The sequence below is a fragment of the Mesorhizobium sp. WSM4871 genome (assembly GCF_055811295.1).
Window position 1 is genome coordinate 257,893 of record NZ_JBVVPU010000007.1, and the last position, 25,223, is coordinate 283,115.

Here is a 25,223-nt window from a genome sequence, read left to right on the forward strand (position 1 = left end):
TTGTTATTCTTCATGCGTTTGCTGCAATGGGACGGGCATTGCCCGGTCGTTCCCCTGGAATTGCCGCCACGAGTTGGCGCGTGTAGGCCTGTTGCGGGTTCAGGAATATCTGCGAGGGCGGTCCGCGCTCGACGATCCAGCCCTTCTGCATCACGGCAATTTCGTCACAGATCTGACTTGCGACGCGCAGGTCGTGCGTGATGAAGACCATCGACACGCCGGTCTCGCGCTGGACCTGGTCCAGAAGCTGCAGGATCTGCGCCTGGATCGACACGTCAAGCGCGGAGACCGCCTCGTCGGCGATCAATAGCTTCGGTTTGAACATCAGCGCACGAGCGATGCCGATGCGCTGGCGTTGTCCACCCGAGAACTCGTGCGGGTAGCGGCCGAAGGCGCCGGCATCGAGACCGACATGGGCCAGAAGCGCACGCGCTTGCTCGCGCGCCTGGGCATAGGGCATCCCGTGAGCCACCGGACCTACTGTCAAAATGTGGCCGACGGTTGAGCGCGGGTTCAGAGACGCGAAGGGATCCTGGAAGATCATCTGGATCCGCGGCCTTAGCGGGCGGAACTTCGCCTCGGAAAGCTTGGCTATGTCAGATCCCTCGAACAAAATCTCGCCGCCGTCGCTGTCCAGCAGCTTGATCAGGAGCCGGCCCAACGAGGATTTTCCCGAACCGCTCTCGCCCACCACCCCCAGCGTGCGGCCGGGCGCCAATTCGAATGATACCTCGTTCACCGCTTTCACTATTCGCTGCGCGCCGAACAGCGCCCCGCCGCCACGATAGGTCTTCACCAGACCCTCGACTTTCAGGATCGGCTCCTTGCTGGCGGCTTCCGCACGAGGGCGATCTTCGCCGGTCAAATGCGGTACGGCCGCGATCAGGCGCTGCGTATAAGGATGCTTGGGCGACTTCAACACCTGCTCGGCGCTGCCCTGTTCGACGATGTGGCCTTTTTCCATCACCACGACGCTGTCGGCGATCTCGGCCACCACACCGAAATCGTGGGTGATGAACATCACAGTCATGCCTTTGCGGCGCTGAATGTCACGGATCAGTTGCAGGATCTGGGCCTGGGTGGTCACGTCGAGCGCGGTGGTTGGCTCATCGGCGATCAGCACCGTCGGCTCAAGCGCCAGGGCCATTGCAATCATGACGCGTTGCCGCTGCCCGCCCGAAAGCCGGAAAGGGTACTGGTGATACATGAGTTCGGGATCTGGCAGGCCGACTTCGTTAAGCAGCTCGATGGCGCGGTTTCGACAGGCTTGTGGTGTCCCGTATCCATGCGCTGCCATCACTTCGTCAATCTGCGCGCCCACGGTCATCAGGGGGTTGAGCGCCGAGAGCGGGTCCTGGAAGATCATCGACACGACCCGGCCGCGCAGGTTGCGCAGCTTGTCGGGCGACATGCCGATGATGTTCATTCCTTCCAGCTGGATGACACCCGATGAGACGCGGATCACCTTTGGCAGAAGACCCATGATCGCGTTTGCCGTGACCGACTTGCCCGATCCGGACTCGCCGATGATGCAGAGGATCTGGCCGCGTTTCAGATCGAACGAGATGTTCTCGACCGCATGGACCCGCTCCATCCCGGCCGGCAGGCTTACGGTCAGGTCACGCACCGAAAGCGCCACTTCATGAGGAGCTACAGCTTGGATGCTGGCGATCATCGAGACCTCTCCCTTTTCAGCCGCGTTCTTTAGCCCGCTGCGGATTGCGTTTTCGATCTCCGCCCCCGGGCGATCAATCGGTGAAACTGTTCCCTATCGTGAACTCTCCGGCTCACTTTAAACCTCCCTGCCATCGGGGCCCTGCGGAGCCTGCCCTTGTTGCGGATGTCCGGGGAGCAACGGACCTTAATCGACAATGAGTGTGACCCATTCTGGCCGGGAGAGTCGCCGAAACTTAGCTCTCAGGCAGCAGGAACTTCTGCAAAGGAGGTCGAAATTGGCATTTCACTCTGTGCCTGGTCCGGCGCCCTGGGAACAGGTCAGGCAAGTGCATCCTTCAGACAACAGTATGTGCCTACCGTGGGAAGGAGCCGTGGCTTGCCGCAACGGCCGAATCTCCCGAAACCGGGGGACCATCGCTCCGCCAATGATACCGAAGTATTGTAACAGCAGGAAGCAAACTTCATTGCAGCGTCACCTCATGGTCATCCAGGGCCGATTCGAAGAGGTGAGGATATGCCCCGGTTCCGGAGGTGAGGACGCAACCGGTCTCCAGTCGCAACAAATGTCCGTCCCCCACGCCTCAAACGGCAGGATATTTCGCCCGCCTACAAATTTCGCGGGTTATGGCTGAAGCCCATGCACTAGGCTGGGCCAGACACAGGTTTCCTGCCCATGCCTGCACCACTCATGCATATCGAATCCAGCCCATCACTGCCTCGCGAGGCGGACGTCGTCGTCATCGGCGGCGGCGTGGTGGGCGTGTTCACGGCGTATTATCTCGCGCGCCGCGGCCTCATGGTCGCCCTGGTCGAGAAAGGGCGCGTCGCCGCCGAGCAGTCCAGCCGAAACTGGGGCTGGTGCCGCCAGCAGAACCGCGATGCGCGCGAGCTGCCTATGGCAACCAAGAGCCTCGATCTCTGGGAGAAGATGGCACACGAGACTGGCGAGGATACTGGATTTCGCCGTTGCGGGCTCCTCTATCTCTCACAGGATGAAAATGAGCTGGCGGGCTGGGCGAAATGGCGTGACTTCGCCAGGACGGTGGGCGTTACGACGCATGTTCTGAGCGCGGAGGAAGCCACCGAGAAGGGCAACGCGACCGGGCGCAGATGGAAGGGCGGCGTTTTCTCACCGACTGACGGAACGGCGGATCCCTCCAAGGCAGTGCCGGTTGCCGCGCGCGGCATCGTGGCGGCGGGCGGTACCGTGCATCAGCATTGCGCGGCGCGTGGACTGGAGTTGAGGGCCGGCAGGGTCAGCGGCGTCGTGACGGAAGCGGGAACCATCCGTACGAAGACCGTGGTCATGGCCGGAGGCGCATGGGCTTCTTCCTTCTGTAACCAGCTTGGTATGCGCTTCCCGCAAGCTGCCGTGCGTCAGTCCATTCTAGCCGTGGCGCCAGGCGCAAGCGGCCTGCCCGATGCCCTGCATACCGCGAGCGTCTCGCTGACGCGGCGCAGCAACGGTGGATACACGCTGGCGATCAGCGGGCGGGCTCGCGTCGATCCAACGCCACAGCAGCTCAGGTTCAGCCGCGAGTTTATACCGATGTTCGCCCGTCGCTGGCGCAGTCTCGCCCCGGGCGCCTTCGAGGGCTGCCGTCAGGGCCATGAAAGTCTGCGCAAATGGGCCCTTGACGATATTACGCCAATGGAACGGAACCGGATTCTCGACCCAAAGCCCGACATGGGACAGATTCGGCTGACATATCGAAGAGCCTGCGAATTGATCCCCGAATTCCAACGCATCGCGATCGCCGATGTCTGGGCGGGTTATATCGACAGCACACCCGACGGCATTCCAGCGATCGGCGAAGTGGAGGGAATTCCGGGCTTCATCCTGGCGGCGGGATTCAGTGGTCACGGCTTCGGGATTGGCCCCGGCGCGGGGCATATGATCGCCGACATCGTCACAGGCAGCGAACCTATTGTCGATCCGCGTCCTTATGGGCCCGAACGCCTGAAGACCGCTGCGTGGGGCAAGGTCGCTGAATTCTGAAAAGATCAACTTGCCAAGGTACAATCAGTCGCACACGAGATTGAGGCCGCGAGTGCTCAAAACAGGGAAGTGACGATGCGCGAATACGAGATTGCCGCCATTCCTGCCGACGGGATCGGCCCAGAGGTGATCGCCGCCGGTCTCCAGGCGCTTGAGGCGCTGCAGCAGCGCTGCGCCGACTTCAAGCTGCGCGTCCAGCACTTCGACTGGGGCTCGGACTACTACAAGGCCAATGGCCGGATGATGCCCGAAGATGGAGTGGCGCAACTGAAGCGCTTCGATGCCATCTTCTTTGGCGCGGTAGGCTCCCCCGATGTGCCCGACGACATCACGCTCTGGGGTCTCCGGCTGCCGATTTGCCAAGGCTTTGATCAGTACGCAAATGTGCGGCCGACCAGGATACTGCCCGGAATCGTCTCGCCGCTGGCGGGCGTTGGCCCCGGCGATCTGGATTGGGTGATCGTGAGGGAGAATTCAGAGGGCGAGTATTCGGGCCATGGCGGCCGTGCCCATCGCGGTCTCCCCGAGGAGGTCGGAACCGAAGTCGCGATCTTCACGCGCGTCGGCGTCACCCGCATCATGCGCTATGCATTCCGGCTGGCGCGGTCACGGCCGCAAAAGCTACTGACTGTTGTTACGAAATCCAACGCGCAGCGTCACGGCATGGTGATGTGGGATGAAATCGCAGCCGAAGTGGCTCGGGAGTTCCCCGACGTCGCGTGGGACAAGATGCTGGTTGATGCTATGACGGTGCGCATGACACTCAAACCTCGCAGCCTCGATACGATCGTCGCCACCAATCTTCATGCCGATATTTTGTCGGACCTTGCAGGCGCGCTGGCGGGCAGTCTCGGCGTTGCACCGACCGCCAACATTGATCCCGAGCGGCGCTATCCCTCGATGTTCGAGCCAATTCACGGATCGGCTTTCGACATCGCCGGCAAGGGTATCGCCAACCCGGTCGCGACCTTCTGGACCGCCGCCCAGATGCTCGAACATCTGGGCGAGAGCGCAGCCGCCCTCCGGTTGATGAGCGCTGTGGAAGCGGTTACGAGTGAAGGCGTGCTGACGCCGGACGTTGGCGGGACAGCGACCACGCAGGACGTGACGGACGCCGTCTGCCGGACGATCCGCGGTTCGAACGTGTGACAGGTTTGCGATGAAGCTCGACAAGATCGACATCAAGATCTTATCCCAACTCCAAAAGAACGGGCGGGTCACCAACGTCGAGCTTGCCGACCTGGTCAATCTATCGCCCAGCCCTTGCCTGATGCGGGTGAAAAAGCTTCAGGCGGAAGGCTTCATTACCGGCTACTCCGCCCAGATCGACGTGTCCAAGCTCGGACAGACTCTAACGATCTTCACCGAGGTGACGCTCAAGCACCATCAACAGAACGACTTCGCGAGATTTCTCACCGCCATTCAGAAAGTCGATTCTGTTATCGAATGCCATCTGATTTCGGGCGGCTATGATTACCTTGTGAAGTTCGTCACGGCGGGCATAAGCGAGTATCAGACGATCATGGAGCGCATGCTCGAATTGGATATCGGCATCGATAAATATTTCAGCTTCGTCGTGCTGAAGTCACCGATCGTAAAATCCCATCTGCCTCTCGACATCATTTTCGACAAATGAAAAAGGCCGCCCCGCAGTCTGGAACTGGAGAGCGGGCGCCACCGACGATCATCCCTTCATCGCTTCCCGCACATCCTTGTCTTCGAGGGTTTGATCCAGCGTCATCCGGGTGCGTTCGAGGATACCATCGATATCGTCGTCCGTGCAGCAGAGCGGCGGCGCAAAGCCCAGGATGCCACTGTTGAAGGCGCGAATGACAAGGCCGTTCTCCCACGCGCGGTCGAAGATGCGGCGCCCCGGATCGGCCGCCGCCGGCAGTGGTGTTTTGCGCTCCTTGTCCGTGACCAACTCGATCGCGGCCAGCATGCCGCGACCGCGAATATCGCCAACCAGCGGGTGATCGGCGAGCGATTGAAGGCCGTCCATCAGGCGCTTCCCGGCCTTGCGCCCGTTCTCGAGCAAGCCATCTTCATAGAGACGCAGGCATTCGAGCCCGACTGCCGCGCTCACCGGATGGGCTGAGTAGGTATAGCCGTGGCCGACAGCCGCTTTGCCGGCTCCGTCCGCGATCGTATTGTAGACACGGTCGGTCATGAAGACGGCGCCCATCGGCACGTAGCCCGACGTCAGTCCTTTCGCTGTGGTCATCAGATCCGGCACGACCTCGTCCTCCTCACAAGCGAAAAGGGGGCCCGTGCGGCCAAACGCGGTGATGACTTCGTCGGCAACGAACAGAATCTCGTGTTCCTTGCACACGGCGTGCAGGGCCTTTAGCCAGCCCGCCGGTGGAACCAGGACACCACCCGAACCCTGGATAGGTTCAGCGTAGAAGGCCGCGACGCGATCGGCGCCCAGTTCAGCGATCTTGGCCCGTAGCGCCGCGACCGATGCATCGATGATCGCCTGCGGGTCGGAACCGACCGGATTGCGATAGGCGTAGTGCGAGGGGATCCTGTGCTGCCAGTCGTAAGGCACGCCAAAGCCCGCATGGAAAGCCGGCAGCGCGGTCAGACCTGCCCCTACCGTCGAGGATCCATGGTAGCCATACTCGACCGAGATAAACTGGTCTTTTCGCGGCGCACCCTTGGCGTGGTAATAGTAGCGAACGAAACGGATCGTGCTGTCTATCGCGTCGGAACCGCCCAGCGTGAAATAGACATGGTTCAGATCGCCAGGCGCCAGTTCGGCAAGCCGGGCGGCAAGACGAATGGCCGGCTCAGACCCCAGCCCGAAGTATCCCGTCGCATAGGGGAGCTCTCTTAGCTGCTTGGCCGCTGCCTCGACGACGCTTTCCTGCCCGTATCCAATGTTGACACACCATAGACCCGCGAATCCGTCCAGCAAGGTTTTCCCGCTTGCCTCGGTCACTGTCGCGCCCTTGGCGGATTTGAGCACACGCACGCCCGTCTCTTCGTGGCTGCGATAGGATGAAAACGGATGAACCAGATGTGTGCGATCGAGTTCGATCAGGGAGTTTGCAAGCATTTCTTCCTCCGATTTCAGCCTAGCGCCTGACTAACGAGCGCATAAGTTTGGTGTGACCTGATTTCGACCTTTGGCTCTTCTGCGGTTCGTCGCATGGTGATGCCACCACCGACGCGGGCCAGCCCGCGACGGGTGAGCCACTCGCCGAGACCCGTGGATTCGTCGGTATCGCTACGGACAAACTCGCCCGCACTGTCTGCCAGCAGGAAGTCGATCAGGCATCTCGCTTCGTGAAGCTTCCTCGCCACCACCGGCCCAATCACCAGCCCTCGACCAAAACGACGAATTGCGGCAAACGCCTGAACATCGCCTTGATCGCGAACGACGGCGAACTTCGCCCGCCCGCACAACGAGTGCATGAGTGCCGGCTGGTCGTGACCAAACGCGGCGCAATCCAGAGCAACAAGGCGCGGATGGTCGCCGTCCTCGCCCCAGGACACATGTGCCGGTGCGTCTACAGACGGCACCAGGCCCTGGTGCTGCACGATCTTGCCGGCCGCGACAAATCCCAGCTTCTCGTAGAGCGGGAGCCCTTCCAGCGTCGCCACCAAATAGCAGGTGCGCTCGCCTACCCTGGCAAGCGCCTCCTCCATCAGCTTGCGCCCGAGCCCGCGACCGCGCATTGCGGCATCGACGATGACCATGTTGACGGTGGCGGCATCGTCGCCATAGGGCGTCATCATGAAGGTCGTTACGACCAGTTCTTCCTTCAGTGCGACTATTCCCTGGCTCACCGACTGGGCCAGCTCCCAATCCTCGCGGCGATGCGGCCAGCCGACTTGCCGCGACAGTTCGACAGCACCCCTCAGATGCGCCAATGTCATCGTTTCCAGCGTAATCTGCTGCGTTGTCATGGTTCAGTCCGGGCCTGAATTCTCTGAGTTCAAGGTAGGCTGCCGCAGACAGCAGTTCCTTCCGACCAAGAGCTGAGCGATAGGTGTTTTGACTTTCCTTTGCCGCCGTCGCCGCATGTTATGCGGACGGACAGCGGGCAGACCGCGCTCCCCTGGCAGACCGAACGGTCTCGGGCGCAACTCTCTGCCAAGGCTCTACCGCGATACGAAACAATCTGCTTCGGGGCGCGTCGATTGCGGCGACTCGTCTTGTTCGGCTCTCACTATGATCCTCGCTGTTAAAGGCACGCAGTGCCGCCACGATTGGAAGGATCGACGCGCATGAACCAGTTCAGACCGAAATACATCACCTTCGATTGCTACGGTACGCTGACCAACTTCGATATGGCCGGCGCGGCAAGGCGAGTTTACGGTGCGGAGCTCTCCCCAGCCGTAATGGCGCAGTTCATCAAGGATTTCTCGGCCTATCGCCTCGATGAGGTTCTTGGCGCTTGGAAGCCTTATAGCGAGGTCGTGCACAGTTCCGTGGAGCGCGCCTGCAAGCGCAACAATGTGACGTTCCGGCCTGAGGATGCCCAGCGCATTTATTCGGAAATACCGTCATGGGGTCCGCACCCGGATGTCCCGGCGGGGCTGGCCAAGGTCGCTAAGGAAATCCCACTGGTGATCCTGTCGAACTCCATGAAGAGCCTGATCATGTCGAACGTAGAGAAACTCGGCGCACCCTTCCACATGATCATCACGGCCGAGGAGACCGGCGCCTACAAGCCGCATATGAAGGGCTTCGAGTACATGTTCGACAAGCTCGGCTGCGGCCCGGAAGACATCATGCATGTGTCGTCCTCATTCCGCTACGATCTCATGACCGCCTATGATCTTGGCATCAAGAGCAAGGTCTGGGTGAATCGCGGCCACGAGCCCGCCAACCCCTTCTACGAATACACCGAGATCAAGGACATCGGCGGTCTGGCCGGCGCCGTCGGGCTGGAGCCCGTTCGCGAATTCGCCTGAACGTCTGTTGCTGGTGCTGTCGTGCCAGGCTGAGGCGCTCCCCGCCACGTTAATGATCACTGGTCGCAATACAGAGGAGGGGGCGGTTTTCACCGCCCCTTCCTTGTTGTTCCAACGCTTTGGAAGCAGCAGGTGTCTCCACCTGCTTGCAAGACAACTAGTTAAGCCCGCCAACATGAAGGGTCTTGACCTCGAGATATTCCTCGATGCCGAGCTGCGATCCTTCGCGCCCCACCCCTGACTGCTTGACACCACCGAAAGGCGCAACCTCGGTCGAGATCATGCCTGTGTTGAGCCCGACCATGCCGAACTCCAGCGCTTCGGCAACACGCCATGACCGCTTGAGGTTATCGGTGTAGAAGTAGGCGGCAAGGCCGAAGGGCGTACCGTTCGCGATCGCGATGGCCTCTTCCTCCGTCTCGAAGCGAAACAGCGGCGCCACCGGGCCGAACGTTTCTTCCGATGCCAGGACCATCTCGGTCGTAGCTCCTCCCAGCACGATCGGCCGTGCATATTGCTTGCCGTCCGGAACCGTCTCGCTCTGGGCGATGATCCGCGCGCCTTTCGCCTGTGCATCCGCGATGTGACGCTCGATCTTGTCGATGGCGGCCGCATTGATCATCGGGCCAATCTCAGTGCCGTCGTCGGTCCCTGCCCCAACCTTCATCCGCGCTACGCGCTGGCTCAACTTTTCTGCGAAAGCGTCGTAAACGCCCGCCTGCACGAGAATCCGGTTCGCGCAAACGCAGGTTTGACCGCCATTGCGGAACTTGGATGCGATCACCCCCTCGACTGCATTTCCCAGATCGGCGTCGTCAAAGACGATAAAGGGCGCATTGCCGCCGAGCTCGAGGCTGAGCCGCTTGATGCTATCGGCAGCACCTCGCATGAGCAGCGCTCCGACGCGGGTCGAGCCGGTGAACGAGATTTTGCGCACAGTCTCGTCGGCCATCAGTTCGTTGCCGATTTCGATGGGCATGCCGGTCACAATGTTGATCACGCCAGCAGGGATGCCTGCCCGTTCCGCCAGAACGCCGAGCGCCAGTGCCGAGAATGGTGTGAATTCCGACGGCTTGATGACAACCGTACAACCCGCGGCCAGCGCCGGCGCCACCTTGCGCGTGATCATCGCGTTGGGGAAATTCCATGGCGTGATGATGGCGCAGACGCCGACGGCCTCCTTCAGCACCAGAATGCGGCGGTCGGGCGTTGGCGACGGAATGGTCGAGCCACCGATCCGGCGTGCTTCTTCGGCGAACCACTTCACAAAGGAGGCGCCATAGCGGATTTCACCGCGTGCCTCCGTTAGAGGCTTGCCTTGTTCCAGCGTCAGCAGCAACGCCAGGTCCTCTTCATTTTCCAGTATAAGGCTGTGCCAGCGCTCCAGAAGCGCTGCGCGTTCGGCATGGGTCCTGGCCTTCCAGTCCTTGAATGCCGCCTGCGCTGCATCTATTGCAGCCCTTGTCTCATCCCGGCCCATGTCGGGCACGGCTCCAAGCACCTCCAGACTGGCCGGATCGGTCACATCGACAGTCGCGTTGCTGTGTGCCTGCTGCCAGACATCGCCAATAAGTCCCCGCTGGCGAAACAGGTCCGCATCCTTCAGGAAACCAATCTTCGTAATTGCGTTCATGGTCTTTTCCTCTGCTCTTTCAGCTTAATCCTGCCAGCACGGCCTGCGTGATTGCTTCAGTCCTGTCCTTGCCTGCAATCGTGCCTATCCCGCGTGCGGTTGCGGACTCGATTGCCGACATCACTTCGGCCGCGACCTGTCCCTCGCCCAGATGCCCGAGCATCATTGCAGCGGACCAAATCGCGGCGATCGGATTGGCGACGCCGAGATGCGCGATATCGGGTGCCGAACCATGGACAGGCTCGAACATGGAGGGCGCACTGCGATCGGGATTGATATTGGCGGAGGCGGCGTAGCCCAGCCCGCCCTGAATGGCCGCTCCAATATCCGTGAGGATGTCGCCAAAAAGGTTGGAGGCGACGATCACGTCGAGGCTTTCAGGCGCCAGGACCATGCGGGCGGCAATGGCGTCGACGTGGTAGTGCGAGACTTCCACATCGGAATAGTCCTTCGCCACCTCGCGCGTGACCTCATCCCAGAAAACCATGGAATGCTTCTGCGCGTTGGATTTGGTGACGGATGCGAGCTGCTTGCGGCGCGTCCGCGCCTGTTCGAAACCGAAACGAAGGATTCTTTCGACACCCACACGCGTGAAGATTGCCGTCTCGATCGCGACTTCATTGGCCGTGCCGGAATGAATGCGACCACCGGCACCGCAATATTCACCTTCCGTGTTCTCGCGGATGCACAGTATATCGAAACCCTCACGACGAAGCGGGCCCTGAACGCCTGGCAACAGCCTGTGCGGCCGTATGTTGGCATACTGCATGAATCCTTTGCGGATCGGCAGGAGCAGTCCGTGAAGCGATACGGAGTCGGCCACCTTCGCTGGCCATCCCACAGCGCCGAGATAGATCGCATCGAACTTCCGCAGCGTCTCGACGCCGTCAGGCGGCATCATCGCACCGGTTTCCAGATAGTAGGCGCACGACCATGGGAACCTTGTATCCTCGAGGGCGAAACCGCCTCGCTTTGCCGCCGCCTGCAGCACCTGCCATCCCGCCTCGGTCACATCCTTGCCGATGCCGTCGCCGGGAATGAGCGCTATCGTGTAAGCCTTCATTGAGGTTCTCCTGGAGACCGATGGGCACCGAAGGTCGCAGCTTGCTCAACACGGCGGCGACATTCGGCATCTCGTACCGGGTTTCGTCGGAACAATAGGCGACAGCCCGCCGCATTTTCCGCCGAGGACGAGCCGCCCGACCGCGTCGAATCGCGCCGGGCGTGACTTGGAAAGTCGATTGTTCTGAACCGCCGCGCGCTATTCGGCCGGCCTTGGGCGTTGAACTCAGTCGTAAACGCTGACGTAGATCTTGCGCACGGTTTCGATCGTGCGCCAGACGCCGACAAAGCCGGGCTTCATCACGAAACTGTCGCCTGTGCGGTAAGTCTTGGTTTCACCGCCCGTCTCCTCGAGTTCGACGAGGCCCGAAACGATGTGGCAGAACTCGCAGGTAGTGCCCTTGATCGAATGCGTCTCGCCGGGCGTCGCCTCCCAGACGCCGGTCAGAACCTTATCGCCTTTCGAGGCATCCTGCGCCCAAGTCTTGAAGGATGGATTGCCCGAAATGAGCCGCTCTGGAGTTGGCAATGCCTCCTTCGGCGCGAAGGTCGGATCTGTGTCGATCGTGATCAGAAGTGACATGTCATGTTTCCCTGGTTAGTAGCCGAGTGTCCGATCGACGAGGCCGATCAGTTCTTCGCCGGCGCGGTGACGCCGGATATTGTCCACGACGGATTGCGCCGCGGAATCTGCTTGCGTTACGGAAGCGATGTGCGGCGTGATCGCCACCTTCGGGTGCCGCCAGAGCGGATGGTCGTCCGGCAGCGGCTCGGGATCGGTGACATCAAGCATTGCAGCGGCGAGGTGCCCGCTGTCGAGAGCCTGAAGGAGGGCGGTTTGATTTAACTGCGGCCCGCGGCCGACATGCAGCAGCCTCGCTCCGGCTGGCAGGCGTGAGAAGAGTTCCGCATCGAGAATGCCGCGGGTTTCTTCCGTCAGCGGCAGCAGGCAAACGAGAATGTCCGTGCGCGCGAGGAAACCGGCAAGCTGATCCGCGCCATGAAAGCAGGTGACGCCGTCGATCTCCTTCCTGCTCCGGCTCCAGGCAGCGAGAGGAAAGCGAAACGGCAGCAGTCGCTCGATAGCCGCCTGCGCCAGCATGCCAAGGCCCAGAAAGCCCACGCGGCGCTCGGCGGCTTGCGGAGCGTCAAGACCGAGCCACGCTTGGCGCTTCTGCTGTTCACGATACGCCATCATATCCCGGTGGAGGCTCAGCACGCCGAGAACGACATATTCCTGCATCATGCGAATGATGCCGTCCTCGACCATGCGCACCAGTTTCACCTGCTGAGGCAGGCTTTCACGCTTGAACTGGTCGACGCCGGCGCCAAGCGAAAACAGCACTTCGAGATTGCGGTAGCGCGCGATGTCATCTGGCGCCGTCCAGGTCAGGAGGTAGTGCACCTTGTCCGGGTCGACACAGTCGCTGCTGTGGAACAGTTCGACGTCCGGGAGCTCGCGTGCGAAAACCTTGCGGAAGACCGCTGCGCGCGCCGGGTCGGAATTGAAAACAAAAGCCATGAACCCGCCCTCTCCCGCTACGCGGCAAGGCGCGTGCCGAGACGCTCGATCATGCCCTGGCAGGCAGCAAGTTCGCCGATCTCGATATATTCGTTGGCACGATGAGCCCGGCTGATATCGCCGGGACCGCAGATGATCGCGTCGATGCCAGCCTGCTGATAGAGGCCAGCCTCCGTGCCGTAACTTACCGCAGGCAGCGGCTCTTGCCCCGTCAACTCGGCCAGAAGGGTTGTCAGTTCACTCTTCTGCGGGAGCGAAAGGCCGGGATACGCGCTCAACTCATGCCACGCCACCTCAAAGCCGCTGTCGCATAGAGCCGCCAGTTGGGCCTTTACCGGCTCGAGCAGGGATGATGGGGAAACGCCCGGCACGGCACGGACCTCGATGTCGGCGGTGCAGCGATCGGGGATGATGTTGACGGCTTGACCGCCGGCGATGACACCAACCTGCAATGATGAGTATGGAGGCGCGAAATCCGTGTTGAAAGGCCCGTTTTCGAGGGTCTGGCCATAGGTCACGATCTGCGTGACAAGACCTGCCATTGCATGCACGGCATTCAGCCCGAGCTCAGGCCGTGAAGAATGGCCGGACCGTCCGATCACCTCGAGCCGCGCAGCCGCCTTGCCTTTGTGCCCCCGCACGGCTTCCATCCGGCTCGGCTCACCGATAATCGCGCCAAGCGGCTTCTCGCACAGGCTTGGCAGGGCGGCGATGAGATCCGGCACGCCACGGGCACCTGCTTCCTCGTCATAGGAAAATGCGAGATGAATGGGCCGCTGCAAGTTCAACGCGGCAAGCCGCGGCAGCGCCGCCAGCACGCAGGCGAGAAAGCCCTTCATGTCGGAGGTGCCCCGACCATGGAGCCTGACGCCATCTTGGCGCAGCACGAAGGGATCCGAATTCCATTCCCGTTCCCCGGCCGGCACCACATCCATGTGACCCGACAAGATGTAGCCGCGGATGCGCCGAGGTCCGATTGTGATAAACAGGTTGGACCGATCGCCTTCGGGGCCGCGAAGGACGGTCACTTCTGCGCCGGCCGCCTCGCAATATTCACGCACCCAGTCGACGATCGCGCCATTGGGCGAGCCCACGACCGAGGGGAACGCGATCAGCCTCGCAAGAATTTCTTCGACATTCACCGGTCGCCGCTCCACTCGCAGTTGGCTGGATGCAACAAGTGTGGCAGCAGGCGAGAGCATTCCGTGCCGAATGAAGCTATGCTTTGGCCGAAGATTTCGAATATCGGTCCGTAACCAGCGAAACCTGCTGGCTTTCGGGTGCAATCATAGGGCAAAAGACGGCTGCGGAACCGTCGGCGGTGTCAGGACGTGGGCGCGAGCCCGGGATTTCGACAAAGGAGCAGGTCGACTGAAATGCAGAGATCAGTGCGCCTGAAGTCTTTCGAACTGGTCGCGCGGGACATCGACGAAGTCGAAGTCGATCTGCTCCACGCGCTCTCGATCTCAGTCCGCTGGCCGCATCGGCCGAAGGACTGGGACACTCTGCGCCGGGCGGGCCGCGGCATCGTTGCCGTAGACGGCATTGGCCGGGTTTTCGGCAGCGCGATGTGGTTTCCGCAAGGGGACGATTTCGCCACCATCGGCGTGGTGATCACAACGCCTCGCACACAAGCGCAGGGCGGCGGCCGATGGCTCATGGACCAGGTGCTCGAGCAGTGTGGCGATCGCAATTTGGCGCTCAATGCCACCCATGCCGCCTATCCCCTCTATGTCTCGCTTGGTTTCACGACCGAGGGAATCGTGTTCATGCGCCAGGGGGAGGCTCCGCCGGCACTCCCCGCCATGCCGGCCTTGGACGGTGAATTGCAGGCGCTGCCCAGCGACAGGTTGAAGGAGATCATCGAGCTGGATACACGCGCGTTTGGGACAGACCGCGAGACCCTGCTCACATTGCTTTCAGCGAATGCCTCAATCTGCACTTTGAGCCGTGGCGGCGAGCTTGTCGGCTATTCCATGTGTCGCGAGTTCGGGCGTGGTTATGTGATCGGCCCAATGGTCGCGCGCAGCGATCTGGACGCGGTTCATCTCACAGCCGTCCATCTGAGAAATCTTGCAGGACGGTTCGCCCGAGTCGATACCCGGGAGAAGGATGGCATGTTTGCCGAGTTTCTCGAACAGTGCGGCCTTGGCGTTGCCGAGACCGTTACGACCATGTCCAAAGGGCGGCGTTTCCTGAACCGGGAAGAGAACGGACCGTGGGTTTATGGATTAGCCGGCCACGCCTTGAGCTGACTTGGATGCAAACACGCTTCGGCCAATCATAGCGCCGCTTACATTCCTGCCGATCCGGTGAAATGATGCTGGCAAGAATTTCAGTGCGGTCCCCGACGACCGGAAAGGTTAGGGTTCGCCGTTAAATGCCTGACGAGCAGCCCCCCGCTCGGCAGTTACATCCGATCAACGTCCTCTGCGGAGATCGGACTGGCGATATCATCAAACCGCCGTGATCCTATGGCGAACTCGGCGGGGCCTGAAGATCAGACCGCCTTTACAACAGCGGCCCCATAGCGTCTGAAACCGACGTTCACGAGCAGTCCCTCTTCGCACATTGGAACAGATAGCAACGTGGGATGTCGATCTCGGTGAGGTCGCGGGTCCGCGCCTCGCCGAGCTCTTGCGCTAGAGCAACGGCGCGATTCTGGAGTGATGGCTGCCGCCGCGCGGCATAGTGCTTCTGCGCGATCCCGATCACGCTTTCGCATCTGAAGCGGCTCTGGCGCGTCTCGGCGTACCGCTATGGCGAACTCCTATTTCGCCGCTTATTCGATCCCGGCGAGCCAGCGCATCCGAACGTCATGGCGGTCTCCGGCGTAACACTCTGATTACCTTGCGGATTGAATGAGCCCTATCGCGCCCCCGCCCTTAACGCCACGGAATCTTTACCAGGCGATGCTGGTTGCCTGCACTGCGGGGTGATCATGCGTTTCATGGCAAGGCGTGGTTTTGATGGCGTGCTCGTCATTCTCGGGCTAGCGGCTCTGTTCTGCATGATCGCGCCCGCGTTCGCACTCGTGGCCGCAATGACGATCATCGGCCTGCCCATCACCCTGCTGATGGCGGTCACGCCGCCGCTGTTCTTCTTCCTGCTTACAGTTCGTCTGGTTATGGTCGTTTTGCCCTTCCGCGGCGGGTGGATGGCGGCCGGGGTCGTCGCCGCGGCGATCTTCACGGCCGTGCCATGGCTCATCAACCAGCGGCTCGATGGGACGGCCAGCGATTTGGCTGCAGGCGACCACAACGCAATCGCAAAACCCTTCGCGCCGCGCAGCCTCGCCGTGCTGAGTGCCGGGCACCCGTTCAACCGGGATCAAACGCCGTGCGACGATTTCTGTCTCCGAGCGCTGCTGTCCGGTACGCTCGATCGCGTGCTCGTCGCCGCGGAGAAGGAGCAGACCGGACCGCTGAATGCCACGGCGAGCGCCGCCGCGTTTCGCATGGAGCGGCGATCCTTCTGCCCCCCTGTCAACCTGCAGTCTTCAGTGCAGAAACTGGACATCGAGCGCACCACTTTGCAGGAGCGGCCTGCCGATCCTGCCGAGGTCATGCGGCTGGAGATCGCCTCCGGCAATTGTCTCATCGAGGACCAAGCGCGCGTTGGCGACGCCGACGGCGTGGTGCGAATCGGCCGCGTGAAAAAGGGCCATACGCCCTATAGCGCCGGTCTGGACCTGTTCGCCGATACGGTGCGCGCAGACCGGATCTCCTATTGGCAGAAAGGGAGCGGCGGCTTCGAGGAGCGGTACCGCTGGACTGGCGTCGAGACCTACAAACTGCTGCCAGTGCTCGCGCCGAGCTATGTGACCGGCTACGGACTGGAGATCGCCAATGGCTTTGTGCGCCTCGCCGACCGGATCAACATCTCTGACAAGTTCTACGAAGCGCCGGACCGCACCCTGTTTTTCACCGAGACGCTCGGGCTGGCTCTGACGCTCGATGCCCGCGTCGATGAGTTGCGCACCGCCGCCCTGAATCAGCGCCTTGATGCTCCTGGTGAGCTCGACCCTGTAGCCCCGCAGATCGCCGAGGACTTTTTTCAGAGCTTCATCTTCCACCGCAAGATGACGCAGGCGCAGGCCGAGCAGGGACTGCGCATCCTCGCCGATTATCGCCTTCCCGTACCGCGAGGGGTTCATGTCCTGTCCGAGCAGGCAGCTGCCATGCCCCCCGCAATTCAGCAACGAACGGCCGATGTGCTCTTCACGCGCCTCCTAATGCTCGACCGGCCGGTGGGGCGCGCCGAGCGGTCCGGGTGGAACGATCAGGCGTCCGCGCTGAGCACGGCGATCCGGTATCTGCCGGCTGCAGCGATTGCGGCACATCGCGCGGCTCTGGAGCGCATCGCGCATCGGCAAGAGCTGCGCGTGCCAGCGTGGCAATCCCTGATTCGTTTGGCTGATTTCGGCGCCGACGCCCTACCGACTTTCCTGTATCTGATCGATGACGCCGAGCGGTTCCGTAAGAACTACGGCAACGACTGGCAGCATCCCTATCTCGCCGGATTGATCGGCGTCTGTAAAATGGGGTCGGAGGGCGCCCCGGCGCTTGTGCCGCTGTATGACCGCCTTGAGCGCGGCCTGATGCCGGTGAATGGCAGCTATGGCGAACTCGCCGTCAACACACTGGTCGCGATCGGCGGCGAGCCGGAGTCCATCTGGCAGCGTGTAATAGCGGCCGACCCCAAAGCAGAGCGCAAGCAATTCGACGTGGCAGTTTCGCGCGCCAAGCGCAAGCCGGACTGCACCTACTGACACATCTTCTCGCTGCTGGGATCGGCTACCTAAGGATCAAGTTGCGTCCCAGCGTGATCCAGAACGCCTATTCGCCGAACCGAGGCCACGATGACGCGCGTCAGAGGCAAAAGGGGAACTCTCTTTCCGCGCTTCCCTGCCGTTTGTAACCTTCCAATGGGCGCTTGCGAGGGTGGGACGTCACCCACATTCAGGCGGGTCGGGGCTGACGTGAACCGAGTCTGCAAGAAGTAGTCTCGGCCAGCCGGCTCCGATCCCTTCTATAATCGGACCTGGACGTCAAGGCGCACCGAGCAGAACCTTGATGATGTTTCGAATTCGCGTTTCGCGGCGTGCTGCGACGGTCGAAATGTTCCGTTTTAGGTAAACACCGCTCGTCCCGAACAAGTCGGGACCTGATAACGACTTGCATTCGATACGTCGAAGATGCCGTTTACACCGTCAGAAGCTCATCGCTCTTACCGGCGCGGGCGAGCAGAGAACCGCCGACAAAGTGGCGCCGGCGATCTGGAACTCCTGACGTATTCAGGCCCGGAATTCGCGCCCACTCGGCCGCAAGGGATCATCCCTTGCGAACCCGCGCGCGAGCGAGGATGCTGGCCTCGCGACGCTTCCGTGATCAGCACGGTCTTACCTTCAAATCGTCCCATCGTTCGATCCTCGTTCTGGGAAGTGTGAGTCCCCCCAGGGCTGTCGGCCGCATGTCGCGTCAACCGCGATCGCTTGACTGGGCGATCTCCTGCCGCAATTGGTCGACCTTTGCGCGGGCCCACTGACGGGCGTCGTCGCCGAAGATGAGCCGCGATGGCGCCTCGCCCTGCGAAGCAAGCGCCACGATCCGCGCGGCGAGCAGCTTCGGATCGCCCGGCTGGTTGCCGTTGGATTCGTCCACGAACGATCGATACTGCGCAGTCGCTTCTGCATAGTCTGGAATGTCGATCCTGCCGAAGCGCGCCGACTTTCGGTCCATGAAGTCCGTGCGCAGCATCCCCGGCTCGACCAGGAGCGAGCGGACGCCCAACGGTGCCAGCTCCTGCGCGAAGCCTTCCATCCATCCCTCGACCGCAAACTTCGACGCCGAGTAGACCGCCCCGCCGCCGTTGGAGACCAGTCCGCTGACCGACGAGATGGTGACGATGAGACCTGAGCGACGCTCACGCATGTGGGGGGCGACCGCGCGTGCGACGTTCATTGTGCCGAACAGGTTGACCTCGAATTGACGGCGCACCGCGGCATCGGTGAAGGTCTCAAAGAAACCCAATTCGGCATAGCCGGCATTGTTGACCAGCACGTCGATTGCACCGAACCGGTCGATGATGTCGGCGGCGACCGAGTTCGCGGCTTCGGCGTCGGTGATGTCGAGCGCGAGTGCGTGCAGGCGATCTTGTTCGCCCCCGCAGGCGTCACGCGCCGCGTCGGCAGACCGCGCCGTTGCCACAACCGTTTTGCCCGCATCGAGCGCCGCGCGCGCGATCTCGCGCCCAAGCCCCCGACTTGCGCCCGTCACCAGCCAAACCTTACTCATCGCCTTCTCCTCGTCGCTTGCACTGTTGCTAGCTAAGTAGTCATGCTAATGGATTGAGATAACCGCCTAATCACTAATGGGCCCTAGTAGCCGGGATTATCAATGCGTCCGGATCAGCTCGGCGACCTCGCGGTCTTCGCGGCGATCGCCTCCGACCGCAGCTTCACGCGCGCTGCGCGGCGGCTCGGCGTCACGCAGTCGGCGTTGAGCCAGACCATGAAGCGGCTGGAGGGCCAACTCGGTTTCCGCCTGCTCTCCCGCACGACGCGCAGCGTCGCCCCAACCGCCGCCGGCGAGCGCCTGCTCGCCACCCTGTCGCCGGCACTGGCCGGGTTGGATAACGAGATCGAGGCGCTGTCACAGGCACGTGGGGCAGCGATCGGCACCGTCCGGATCACGACGGGCAAACACGCAGCGGACACATTACTGTGGCCGATGCTACCCTCCTTCATGCGCCGCCACCCTGGCATTGAGATAGAGGTGTGCGTGGAGGGCGGAATGACCGACGTCGTAGCGGGCCGCTACGACGCGGGCATCCGGCTCGGCGAACGTTTGGAGAAGGACATGATCGCGCTGGCGATCGGCCCTCCGCTCCGCGTGGCGGTGGTGGCGGCCCCCAGCTATCTGAAAGACCATCCGTCGCCGATGGAGCCCGCCGATCTAACGGGGCACCGATGTATCGCCTACGGCGATGTGCACGGCGATCTGTCTCCCTGGTCGTTCAAGCGCGACGGCCATGCGGTGACGGTCACGCCGGGCCGCGGGCCGGTGTTCAACGATGGAGACCTGCTGGTGGCCGCTGTCCTTGAAGGTTTCGGAATTCTCTACATCCTGGAGGATCTGGTGGCGGCGTCGATTGCCGATCGCCGTCTCACTCGCCTGCTGGAACCGTGGTGCGAGCCGTTCGCCGGCTACCACCTCTACTACCCTGACCGGCGAGGCACGACGGCCTTCGAACTTTTCAAGGAGGCGCTTCGAGCACACAGGGCCGTGTGAAGCTTGGCTGATCAACACTTCTGTCAAAAACAGGTTCTCAGACGCTACTAGCCACCAGGCTCCGCTGCGATTCGTTCCAGCACGACGCGCGGGTCCTTATCTATGACGTCGCCATGACGAACCACGATCCGGGCCAGTTCTTGTTCCTTCGCCCATTTGCGAAACCCACCAGCAAGCGCTTTGCGGTGGTCCACGAACATCCATTTTCCTACCCTTGGCATCATCGGCCGCGTCACGCCAAATCCAAGCAGCCGCGCCATGATGTGGGCCCCGATCCCATGCGGGTGACGTACGTTGGCGAGGATGTCGTTGACGATTAGCGTCGTGCCACCCTTGCGCCGAACGAGCAGGGCCGACTGCATCTTGCCAACGCCGGGTACCGTTTCGAGATCGACGCTGTCGTCGTCGAGAACATCGGTGGTCGCATCGACCGGCATCGCTCCTCAACGGATTTGCGAACACCAGGCGCGCAGACCACCCTCGCCTTGGGGTAGCTTCCAGGGTTTGACATCCAGCCTATGCCCAATGCCTGGCACGATGAGGAACGAAGGCTCGCCCAACGCTTCAATCTTCTTCATTTCAGACTCGCGCAAGGGCACCGCGCTCCAGATCGCGGTGCGCTTGCTGCGAAGACCGACAACGGTCATTCGCCTCGGAAAATTGCCCAGGGGCATCGTTATTTCGGCGGAGACCGTGAAAAGCCCCTGGTCCAACTCCTGAAGGGTGCCGTGCGGCCCGGCCGCACAGGTGACGCCAGCGTCAACCCTTGCGACGGGCAACGCGGTCGCACAGCGGCAACCAAACTCCGCTGGGGTTGTTGCGCCATTCCCACACGATATTCTGGCGTCGATCGCCATCACCGACGGTGATCGTCGCCCGTTCGGTTGGACCGGAAAACGTCCAGGTATCTCCAGCTACCGACACATCGTAGTCGCGACTGAAGGGGTGGTTTTCGAAGCTGCGGCAGAAGTATCGGCCAGTTTAGGGATGGACGCCCACGACACTCAGCGTATCGAACACCTCGCCGCCAGGACGGGCTTTCTCGTCCTGAATGAGGAAGAATTGGCCGGTATGCCAATAGCAGCGCTCGAAGTAGGTTTCCCGGCTCAGCGCATTGTCGATTGGACTGGTGAAGCTGTACGGGTCGCCGATAACAGCCTCGATCGCGTCGCGATCCTTGTCGACATAGGCTTGAAGCGCATTCCCCACGGCACGAGCGGTCCGGCATGGCTGTCTCCTCATCTGAATGTGCTGAAGCAGTTTCGCAGTTCGGCGACGAACAGCTCGGGCACTTCTAGCTGCGCGAAGTGTCCGCCGCGGGCCGGTTCATTCCAGTAGAACAGGTTTGGATAGACGAGGGGTGCCCAGCTTTTCGCGGGCGGCAGATCGTGCGGAAAGGCCGTAACGCCGACCGGCAGTTCGACCACGCCGGGATTGTTGTGTCCTTTCAAGACCGCTGCCTGCTCCCGATAGAACCGCGCAGAGGACGCGGCGGAGCTGCTGAGCCAGTAGAGCGTGATCTCATCCAGCATGTCGTCGAGCGGCAGAAAATCCTCGGGCTTGCCGGTCGCGCCTGTTCCGCCGTCGAAGATGTCGTATAGCCAGGCAGCCTGCGCCATCGGCGAGTCCGACAGGAGGTAGCCTGCCAATTGTGGCTTCGTTGCCTGCAGCATACCGTAGGCGAAGCCGGTTTCCTGGAATTTCCTGAACGCTTCGACGGCCTTCTTCTGGTCGGGCTCCAGCTTTTCCGGGATTTTGTCAGGTATGGTCTGGGCGAAGTTGAGGTGGATCGCCTTCAACCCCTGCGGTTTCTGCTGCGCCAGCGCCGTCGTGACGAAGGCCCCCCAGTCGCCGCCCTGCGCGACATAGCGGCCGTAACCCAGGCGGCGCATCAACTCTGCCCACGCCCGCGCTGTTCGCTCGGCGTTCCAGCCCGGCTCCCTCGGCTTGTCGGAGAAGCCGTAGCCGGGCAGTGACGGGATAACGAGGTGAAGGGCGTCTTCGGCCCTCCCACCATGCGCGGTCGGATCGGTCAACGGCGCGATGACCCTCTGAAACAGCAGGATCGTGCTTGGCCAGCCGTGGGTGAGAATGATTGGCAGCGCGTTTGCATGTTTTGAGCGCACGTGCAGGAAATGGATGCCAAGCCCGTCGATCTCGGTCTTGAATTGTGGCCAACCGTTCAGCCGGGATTCGGTCCGCCGCCAGTCGTAGCGATCATGCCAATAGCCGATCAGCGCCTGCAGCTTTTCAAGCGGCGGCCCTTGCACAAAGCTGGGCTCGGTTGCCGCTTCTGGCCACCGGACCGCCTTGAGCCGTCTCTGAAGGTCTGCCAACGCCTCGTCGGGTGCGTGATAGGTGAACGGCTCGAATGGGTCGGCTGCTTTCGCGGTCGCGGGTAGCGCACTGATAGCCAGCGAAACGGCCGCGCCTTTCAATAGGGAACGACGGGAGAAAGGCATGGCCGACATTGTCACAGCGATCCTCCCAGAATGGCTTCGAGCTTGTCGAGTGCCTCGCTCCAACCTTGCGTGTGACTGTCTGCCTCTTCCTGATTGGGCAGGCCCTCCTGGGTGAAGGTCAGTCGCGTTCCGGTGCCGTCGGCGGAGAAGTCGTAGGTGATGCGGGACGTAACCCCATCCGGGGGGAACTCCGCAGGCCCATCCGTCCACTGCCAGGTGTGGACCAGCCGGGTTGGTGGCTCGACGACTTCGTAGGTTCCACCGGCCGCCATTTCCCCGGGTGGTCCGACCATGCGGAAGGCGAATGTGCCGCCTTCACGGACGTCGGCTTCCAGTTCGGTCACCCGGAAATCCTTGGGCCCGAACCATCGGGCCATTGTCGAGGGATCGGTGCATGCTGCAAAGACCTTCTCGGGCGATGCCCGGAAGCGGCGAATGATTTGAAGCTTGGCCCCCTTCATTCCTTTTCTCCGTCCACAATCTCGCCGAGCCGATCGAAGCTGGCATTCCAGAAAGCAAGATTTCGCTCCAGCCACGCTTTGGCCTCAGCCATCGGGTCGGGCACAAGACTGCAGCAAACGTTACGGCCGCGCCGAATACGTTGTACCAGCCCAGCGTCACACAACACGTCGATGTGCTTGATGACGGCTGTCAGCGACGTCGGGAACCGTTCTGCCAGGTCCCCGACGGCGACCTCCCGCTCGTGGGTCAAGCGCTCCAGAATGGCGCGGCGAGTTGGGTCCGCGAGCGATGCGAACGCTTTGTCGAGGTTCGACGAAAGATGGCTCAGGCTCATTTCATGGGAACTAACCGATCGGTTATTTGTTCCTTGAGCATCAAGATTTTTAGGAGAAAGAGAAATGGCCAAGCAGGAAGGTCCCGGCATTCCGGCGCCGTCGATGGTCGACAGTATCGGCGGTCTGAACGTGGTTTCGCAGAAAGATTGGCAGCTATCCCGCAACCAGCTTCTCGTCGAGGAAAAGGCATTGATGAAAGCCAGGGACGCACTCGCCGCGAAGCGCCGGCGGTTGCCTGTGATGGAGGTTTCGACCGACTACCGTTTCATAGGCGTGGACGGCGAAACGGACCTGCTCGGCCTGTTCGAAGGGCGGACGCAACTGGTCGTCTACCGCTTCTTCTACGCGCCGGACGTCGAGAACTGGCCGGATGGAGCATGCAGTGGCTGTTCCATGTTCACTGACATGGTCGGTCATCCCGCGCATCTGGCCGCCCGCGACACGACACTCGTCTTCGTCACCGCCGCCCCTATCGATAGGATCAAGACCCTGCGCCAGCGCATGGGCTGGGAACATCTTACATTCTTTTCGCTCTCGGATGACAGCTTCTCGAAGGATTTCGGCGTTGAGGAGATGTTCGGCCTCAACGTCTTCATCCGGCAAGGCGACCGTATATTCCGCTCCTACTTCATGAACGGCCGCGGCGTGGAAGAGATCGGCCCGGTCTGGTCCTTCCTTGATATCACCCCGCTTGGACGACAGGAGGATTGGCAGGACGCGCCAATCGATCGCCCACAGGGCGAGCCGTATACATGGTGGCGGCTGCACGATGCCTACGGAGACGTTGCTAAAGCGAGGTCACAGTCATGAGCGTCAATCAAACGAAAAGCGGTTACGTCAAAACGGGACCGGTCAACCAGTACTACGACATCGAAGGAGTGTTGGCTGGTGGTCCCAGAAGGCACTGATGGGGCCCCTTCGAAGGCGATCCATAGCTACGCGGACCTTGCCAAGAAATCCGACGCGATCATAGGCGGCGGCCGAGGTAGCAATGTCATCAAGAACGCCATCACCGAGGGCGTGCCGGAGGACCGCATCCTCCAGTTCCCCGATATCGAGACCAACATCGCGGCACTGCGCGCCGGCCGCATCGACGTTGCGGTGTTTTCCTCACCGACGGTGATCGGGCTGCTCAACGGGCCGCGAAATCATATGCTTGCATGACACGCACAGTGGTGAACGATACCGCCAAACCGGAGGAGCCGGTTCGCGGCTCCACGACGCTGCAAGACTATGTGCGATCGCTGGTCGAGCGATCGAAAAGCTGATTCTTCGCACAATGGTCGTAAACGGCCACTGCCTTGACGCGCTGAGACGCTGCACCGACATCGTCCAGCCATAACCTCGGAGAATATTGCATGTCTGATTTCCCAGCCGACCGCGAGTTGGTCCTGAGCCGCCTCATCGACGCCCCACGCTCGGCGGTCTACCGCTGCTGGACCGATCCCACCCTGCTCAAGCAATGGTTCGCGCCTGAGCCCTGGACTACGGCCGAGGCAACTCTCGATGTCCGCCCCGGCGGGGCGAACCTGATCGTCATGCAAAGCCCCGAGGGCGGCAAGATGCCCAATGGCGGCATCTATCTTGAGGTAATAGAGAACGAAAAGCTCGTCACGACCGATGCGTTCGAGAGCGCCTGGGCGCCCAAGGAGGGACAGCCGTTCATGCTCCTCATCCTCACCTTCGAGGATGAAGGCGAAAAGACGCGTTACACCGCACGGGTACGCCACTGGACGACCGAAGCGCGTGCCCAGCATGAAGAGATGGGCTTTCACGAGGGTTGGGGACAGACCACTGATCAGCTCGAAAAGGTCGCGAAGTCTCTGTGATCGAGCCGTGCAGCCGTCAACGAC

Annotated in this window: 25 protein-coding genes; 10 read left to right on the plus strand and 15 right to left on the minus strand. The window is 61.6% G+C overall.

What is annotated here, in order from left to right; genetic code table 11:
• Nucleotides 1-10 precede the first annotated feature (10 nt).
• The gene (locus tag AC0L2H_RS16710) at nucleotides 11-1,675 is read right to left on the minus strand and encodes an ABC transporter ATP-binding protein (RefSeq protein ID WP_473591257.1); all 1,665 of its coding nucleotides are present in this window, start codon (nucleotides 1,673-1,675) and stop codon (nucleotides 11-13) included.
• A gap of 675 nt (nucleotides 1,676-2,350) precedes the next feature.
• On the opposite strand from AC0L2H_RS16710, the gene AC0L2H_RS16715 reads away from it, so the two are divergent.
• The 3 genes from AC0L2H_RS16715 (at nucleotide 2,351) to AC0L2H_RS16725 (ending at nucleotide 5,312) form a co-directional block, all read left to right on the plus strand.
• A complete protein-coding gene (locus AC0L2H_RS16715) occupies nucleotides 2,351-3,676 on the plus strand; it encodes an NAD(P)/FAD-dependent oxidoreductase (RefSeq protein ID WP_473591258.1) in 1,326 nt (441 codons plus the stop codon).
• Between the two features lie 75 nt (nucleotides 3,677-3,751).
• Nucleotides 3,752-4,825 carry a tartrate dehydrogenase gene (locus AC0L2H_RS16720; protein ID WP_473591259.1) on the plus strand — a complete coding sequence of 358 codons (1,074 nt, stop codon included), beginning with the start codon at nucleotides 3,752-3,754 and terminating at the stop codon, nucleotides 4,823-4,825.
• Nucleotides 4,826-4,835: 10 nt separating this feature from the next.
• The gene (locus AC0L2H_RS16725) at nucleotides 4,836-5,312 is read left to right on the plus strand and encodes an Lrp/AsnC family transcriptional regulator (RefSeq protein ID WP_473591260.1); all 477 of its coding nucleotides are present in this window, start codon (nucleotides 4,836-4,838) and stop codon (nucleotides 5,310-5,312) included.
• 48 nt (nucleotides 5,313-5,360) lie between these two features.
• Here the strand turns inward: AC0L2H_RS16725 and AC0L2H_RS16730 are convergent, their stop codons facing one another.
• Both AC0L2H_RS16730 and AC0L2H_RS16735 read right to left on the minus strand, forming a co-directional pair.
• A complete protein-coding gene (locus AC0L2H_RS16730) occupies nucleotides 5,361-6,737 on the minus strand; it encodes an aminotransferase class III-fold pyridoxal phosphate-dependent enzyme (protein ID WP_473591261.1) in 1,377 nt (458 codons plus the stop codon).
• Between the two features lie 14 nt (nucleotides 6,738-6,751).
• Nucleotides 6,752-7,591, minus strand: coding sequence for a GNAT family N-acetyltransferase (locus AC0L2H_RS16735; RefSeq protein ID WP_473591262.1), 840 nt, complete (start codon nucleotides 7,589-7,591; stop codon nucleotides 6,752-6,754).
• Between the two features lie 321 nt (nucleotides 7,592-7,912).
• Here AC0L2H_RS16735 and AC0L2H_RS16740 point away from each other — a divergent pair, with 321 nt between their 5' ends.
• Nucleotides 7,913-8,602, plus strand: a complete 690-nt coding sequence (locus AC0L2H_RS16740) for a haloacid dehalogenase type II (RefSeq protein WP_473591263.1) — start codon at nucleotides 7,913-7,915, stop codon at nucleotides 8,600-8,602.
• 157 nt (nucleotides 8,603-8,759) lie between these two features.
• Here AC0L2H_RS16740 and AC0L2H_RS16745 read toward each other — a convergent pair whose 3' ends face one another.
• From AC0L2H_RS16745 to argE, 5 genes are all read right to left on the minus strand, one after another.
• Entirely contained in the window at nucleotides 8,760-10,235 is a 1,476-nt protein-coding gene (locus tag AC0L2H_RS16745) for an NAD-dependent succinate-semialdehyde dehydrogenase (RefSeq protein WP_473591264.1), read from the minus strand.
• Nucleotides 10,236-10,254: 19 nt separating this feature from the next.
• Nucleotides 10,255-11,298: a tartrate dehydrogenase gene (locus AC0L2H_RS16750; RefSeq protein WP_473591265.1), complete on the minus strand. Its 1,044-nt coding sequence runs from the start codon at nucleotides 11,296-11,298 to the stop codon at nucleotides 10,255-10,257.
• 225 nt (nucleotides 11,299-11,523) lie between these two features.
• The gene (locus tag AC0L2H_RS16755; protein WP_473591266.1) at nucleotides 11,524-11,880 is read right to left on the minus strand and encodes a cupin domain-containing protein; all 357 of its coding nucleotides are present in this window, start codon (nucleotides 11,878-11,880) and stop codon (nucleotides 11,524-11,526) included.
• Nucleotides 11,881-11,895: 15 nt separating this feature from the next.
• Complete coding sequence (locus AC0L2H_RS16760) at nucleotides 11,896-12,819, minus strand: 2-hydroxyacid dehydrogenase (RefSeq protein ID WP_473591267.1); 924 nt, start codon at nucleotides 12,817-12,819, stop codon at nucleotides 11,896-11,898.
• 17 nt (nucleotides 12,820-12,836) lie between these two features.
• Entirely contained in the window at nucleotides 12,837-13,961 is a 1,125-nt protein-coding gene (gene argE / locus AC0L2H_RS16765; protein WP_473591297.1) for an acetylornithine deacetylase, read from the minus strand.
• Nucleotides 13,962-14,195: 234 nt separating this feature from the next.
• On the opposite strand from argE, the gene AC0L2H_RS16770 reads away from it, so the two are divergent.
• Both AC0L2H_RS16770 and AC0L2H_RS16775 read left to right on the plus strand, forming a co-directional pair.
• Complete coding sequence (locus AC0L2H_RS16770; protein WP_473591268.1) at nucleotides 14,196-15,074, plus strand: GNAT family N-acetyltransferase; 879 nt, start codon at nucleotides 14,196-14,198, stop codon at nucleotides 15,072-15,074.
• Between the two features lie 686 nt (nucleotides 15,075-15,760).
• Entirely contained in the window at nucleotides 15,761-17,590 is a 1,830-nt protein-coding gene (locus AC0L2H_RS16775; protein WP_473591269.1) for a hypothetical protein, read from the plus strand.
• 709 nt (nucleotides 17,591-18,299) lie between these two features.
• On the opposite strand, the gene AC0L2H_RS16780 is transcribed toward AC0L2H_RS16775, so the two are convergent.
• A complete protein-coding gene (locus AC0L2H_RS16780; protein ID WP_473591270.1) occupies nucleotides 18,300-19,115 on the minus strand; it encodes an SDR family NAD(P)-dependent oxidoreductase in 816 nt (271 codons plus the stop codon).
• A 102-nt stretch (nucleotides 19,116-19,217) separates the two neighbouring features.
• Between AC0L2H_RS16780 and AC0L2H_RS16785 the strand changes: the two genes are divergently transcribed.
• Nucleotides 19,218-20,111, plus strand: a complete 894-nt coding sequence (locus tag AC0L2H_RS16785; protein WP_473591271.1) for a LysR family transcriptional regulator — start codon at nucleotides 19,218-19,220, stop codon at nucleotides 20,109-20,111.
• Nucleotides 20,112-20,158: 47 nt separating this feature from the next.
• On the opposite strand, the gene AC0L2H_RS16790 is transcribed toward AC0L2H_RS16785, so the two are convergent.
• From AC0L2H_RS16790 to AC0L2H_RS16815, 6 genes are all read right to left on the minus strand, one after another.
• Nucleotides 20,159-20,548 (minus strand): hypothetical protein, encoded by a 390-nt coding sequence (locus AC0L2H_RS16790; protein WP_473591272.1) that lies wholly within the window; start codon nucleotides 20,546-20,548, stop codon nucleotides 20,159-20,161.
• A gap of 6 nt (nucleotides 20,549-20,554) precedes the next feature.
• Entirely contained in the window at nucleotides 20,555-20,968 is a 414-nt protein-coding gene (locus AC0L2H_RS16795; RefSeq protein ID WP_473591273.1) for a hypothetical protein, read from the minus strand.
• A gap of 124 nt (nucleotides 20,969-21,092) precedes the next feature.
• Nucleotides 21,093-21,320, minus strand: coding sequence for a hypothetical protein (locus AC0L2H_RS16800; RefSeq protein WP_473591274.1), 228 nt, complete (start codon nucleotides 21,318-21,320; stop codon nucleotides 21,093-21,095).
• Nucleotides 21,321-21,349: 29 nt separating this feature from the next.
• Nucleotides 21,350-22,582, minus strand: coding sequence for an epoxide hydrolase family protein (locus tag AC0L2H_RS16805; protein ID WP_473591298.1), 1,233 nt, complete (start codon nucleotides 22,580-22,582; stop codon nucleotides 21,350-21,352).
• 2 nt (nucleotides 22,583-22,584) lie between these two features.
• A complete protein-coding gene (locus AC0L2H_RS16810) occupies nucleotides 22,585-23,034 on the minus strand; it encodes an SRPBCC family protein (protein WP_473591275.1) in 450 nt (149 codons plus the stop codon).
• Nucleotides 23,031-23,441 carry an ArsR/SmtB family transcription factor gene (locus AC0L2H_RS16815; protein WP_473591276.1) on the minus strand — a complete coding sequence of 137 codons (411 nt, stop codon included), beginning with the start codon at nucleotides 23,439-23,441 and terminating at the stop codon, nucleotides 23,031-23,033. Before AC0L2H_RS16815 ends, AC0L2H_RS16810 begins: the two co-directional genes overlap by 4 nt.
• Between AC0L2H_RS16815 and AC0L2H_RS16820 the strand changes: the two genes are divergently transcribed.
• The 3 genes from AC0L2H_RS16820 (at nucleotide 23,434) to AC0L2H_RS16830 (ending at nucleotide 25,199) form a co-directional block, all read left to right on the plus strand.
• On the plus strand, nucleotides 23,434-24,180 hold the full coding sequence (locus AC0L2H_RS16820) for a DUF899 domain-containing protein (RefSeq protein WP_473591277.1): 747 nt from the start codon (nucleotides 23,434-23,436) through the stop codon (nucleotides 24,178-24,180). The genes AC0L2H_RS16815 and AC0L2H_RS16820 overlap by 8 nt on opposite strands.
• 78 nt (nucleotides 24,181-24,258) lie before the next feature.
• Complete coding sequence (locus AC0L2H_RS16825; RefSeq protein WP_473591278.1) at nucleotides 24,259-24,534, plus strand: hypothetical protein; 276 nt, start codon at nucleotides 24,259-24,261, stop codon at nucleotides 24,532-24,534.
• 194 nt (nucleotides 24,535-24,728) lie between these two features.
• On the plus strand, nucleotides 24,729-25,199 hold the full coding sequence (locus AC0L2H_RS16830; protein WP_473591279.1) for an SRPBCC family protein: 471 nt from the start codon (nucleotides 24,729-24,731) through the stop codon (nucleotides 25,197-25,199).
• Nucleotides 25,200-25,223 lie beyond the last annotated feature (24 nt).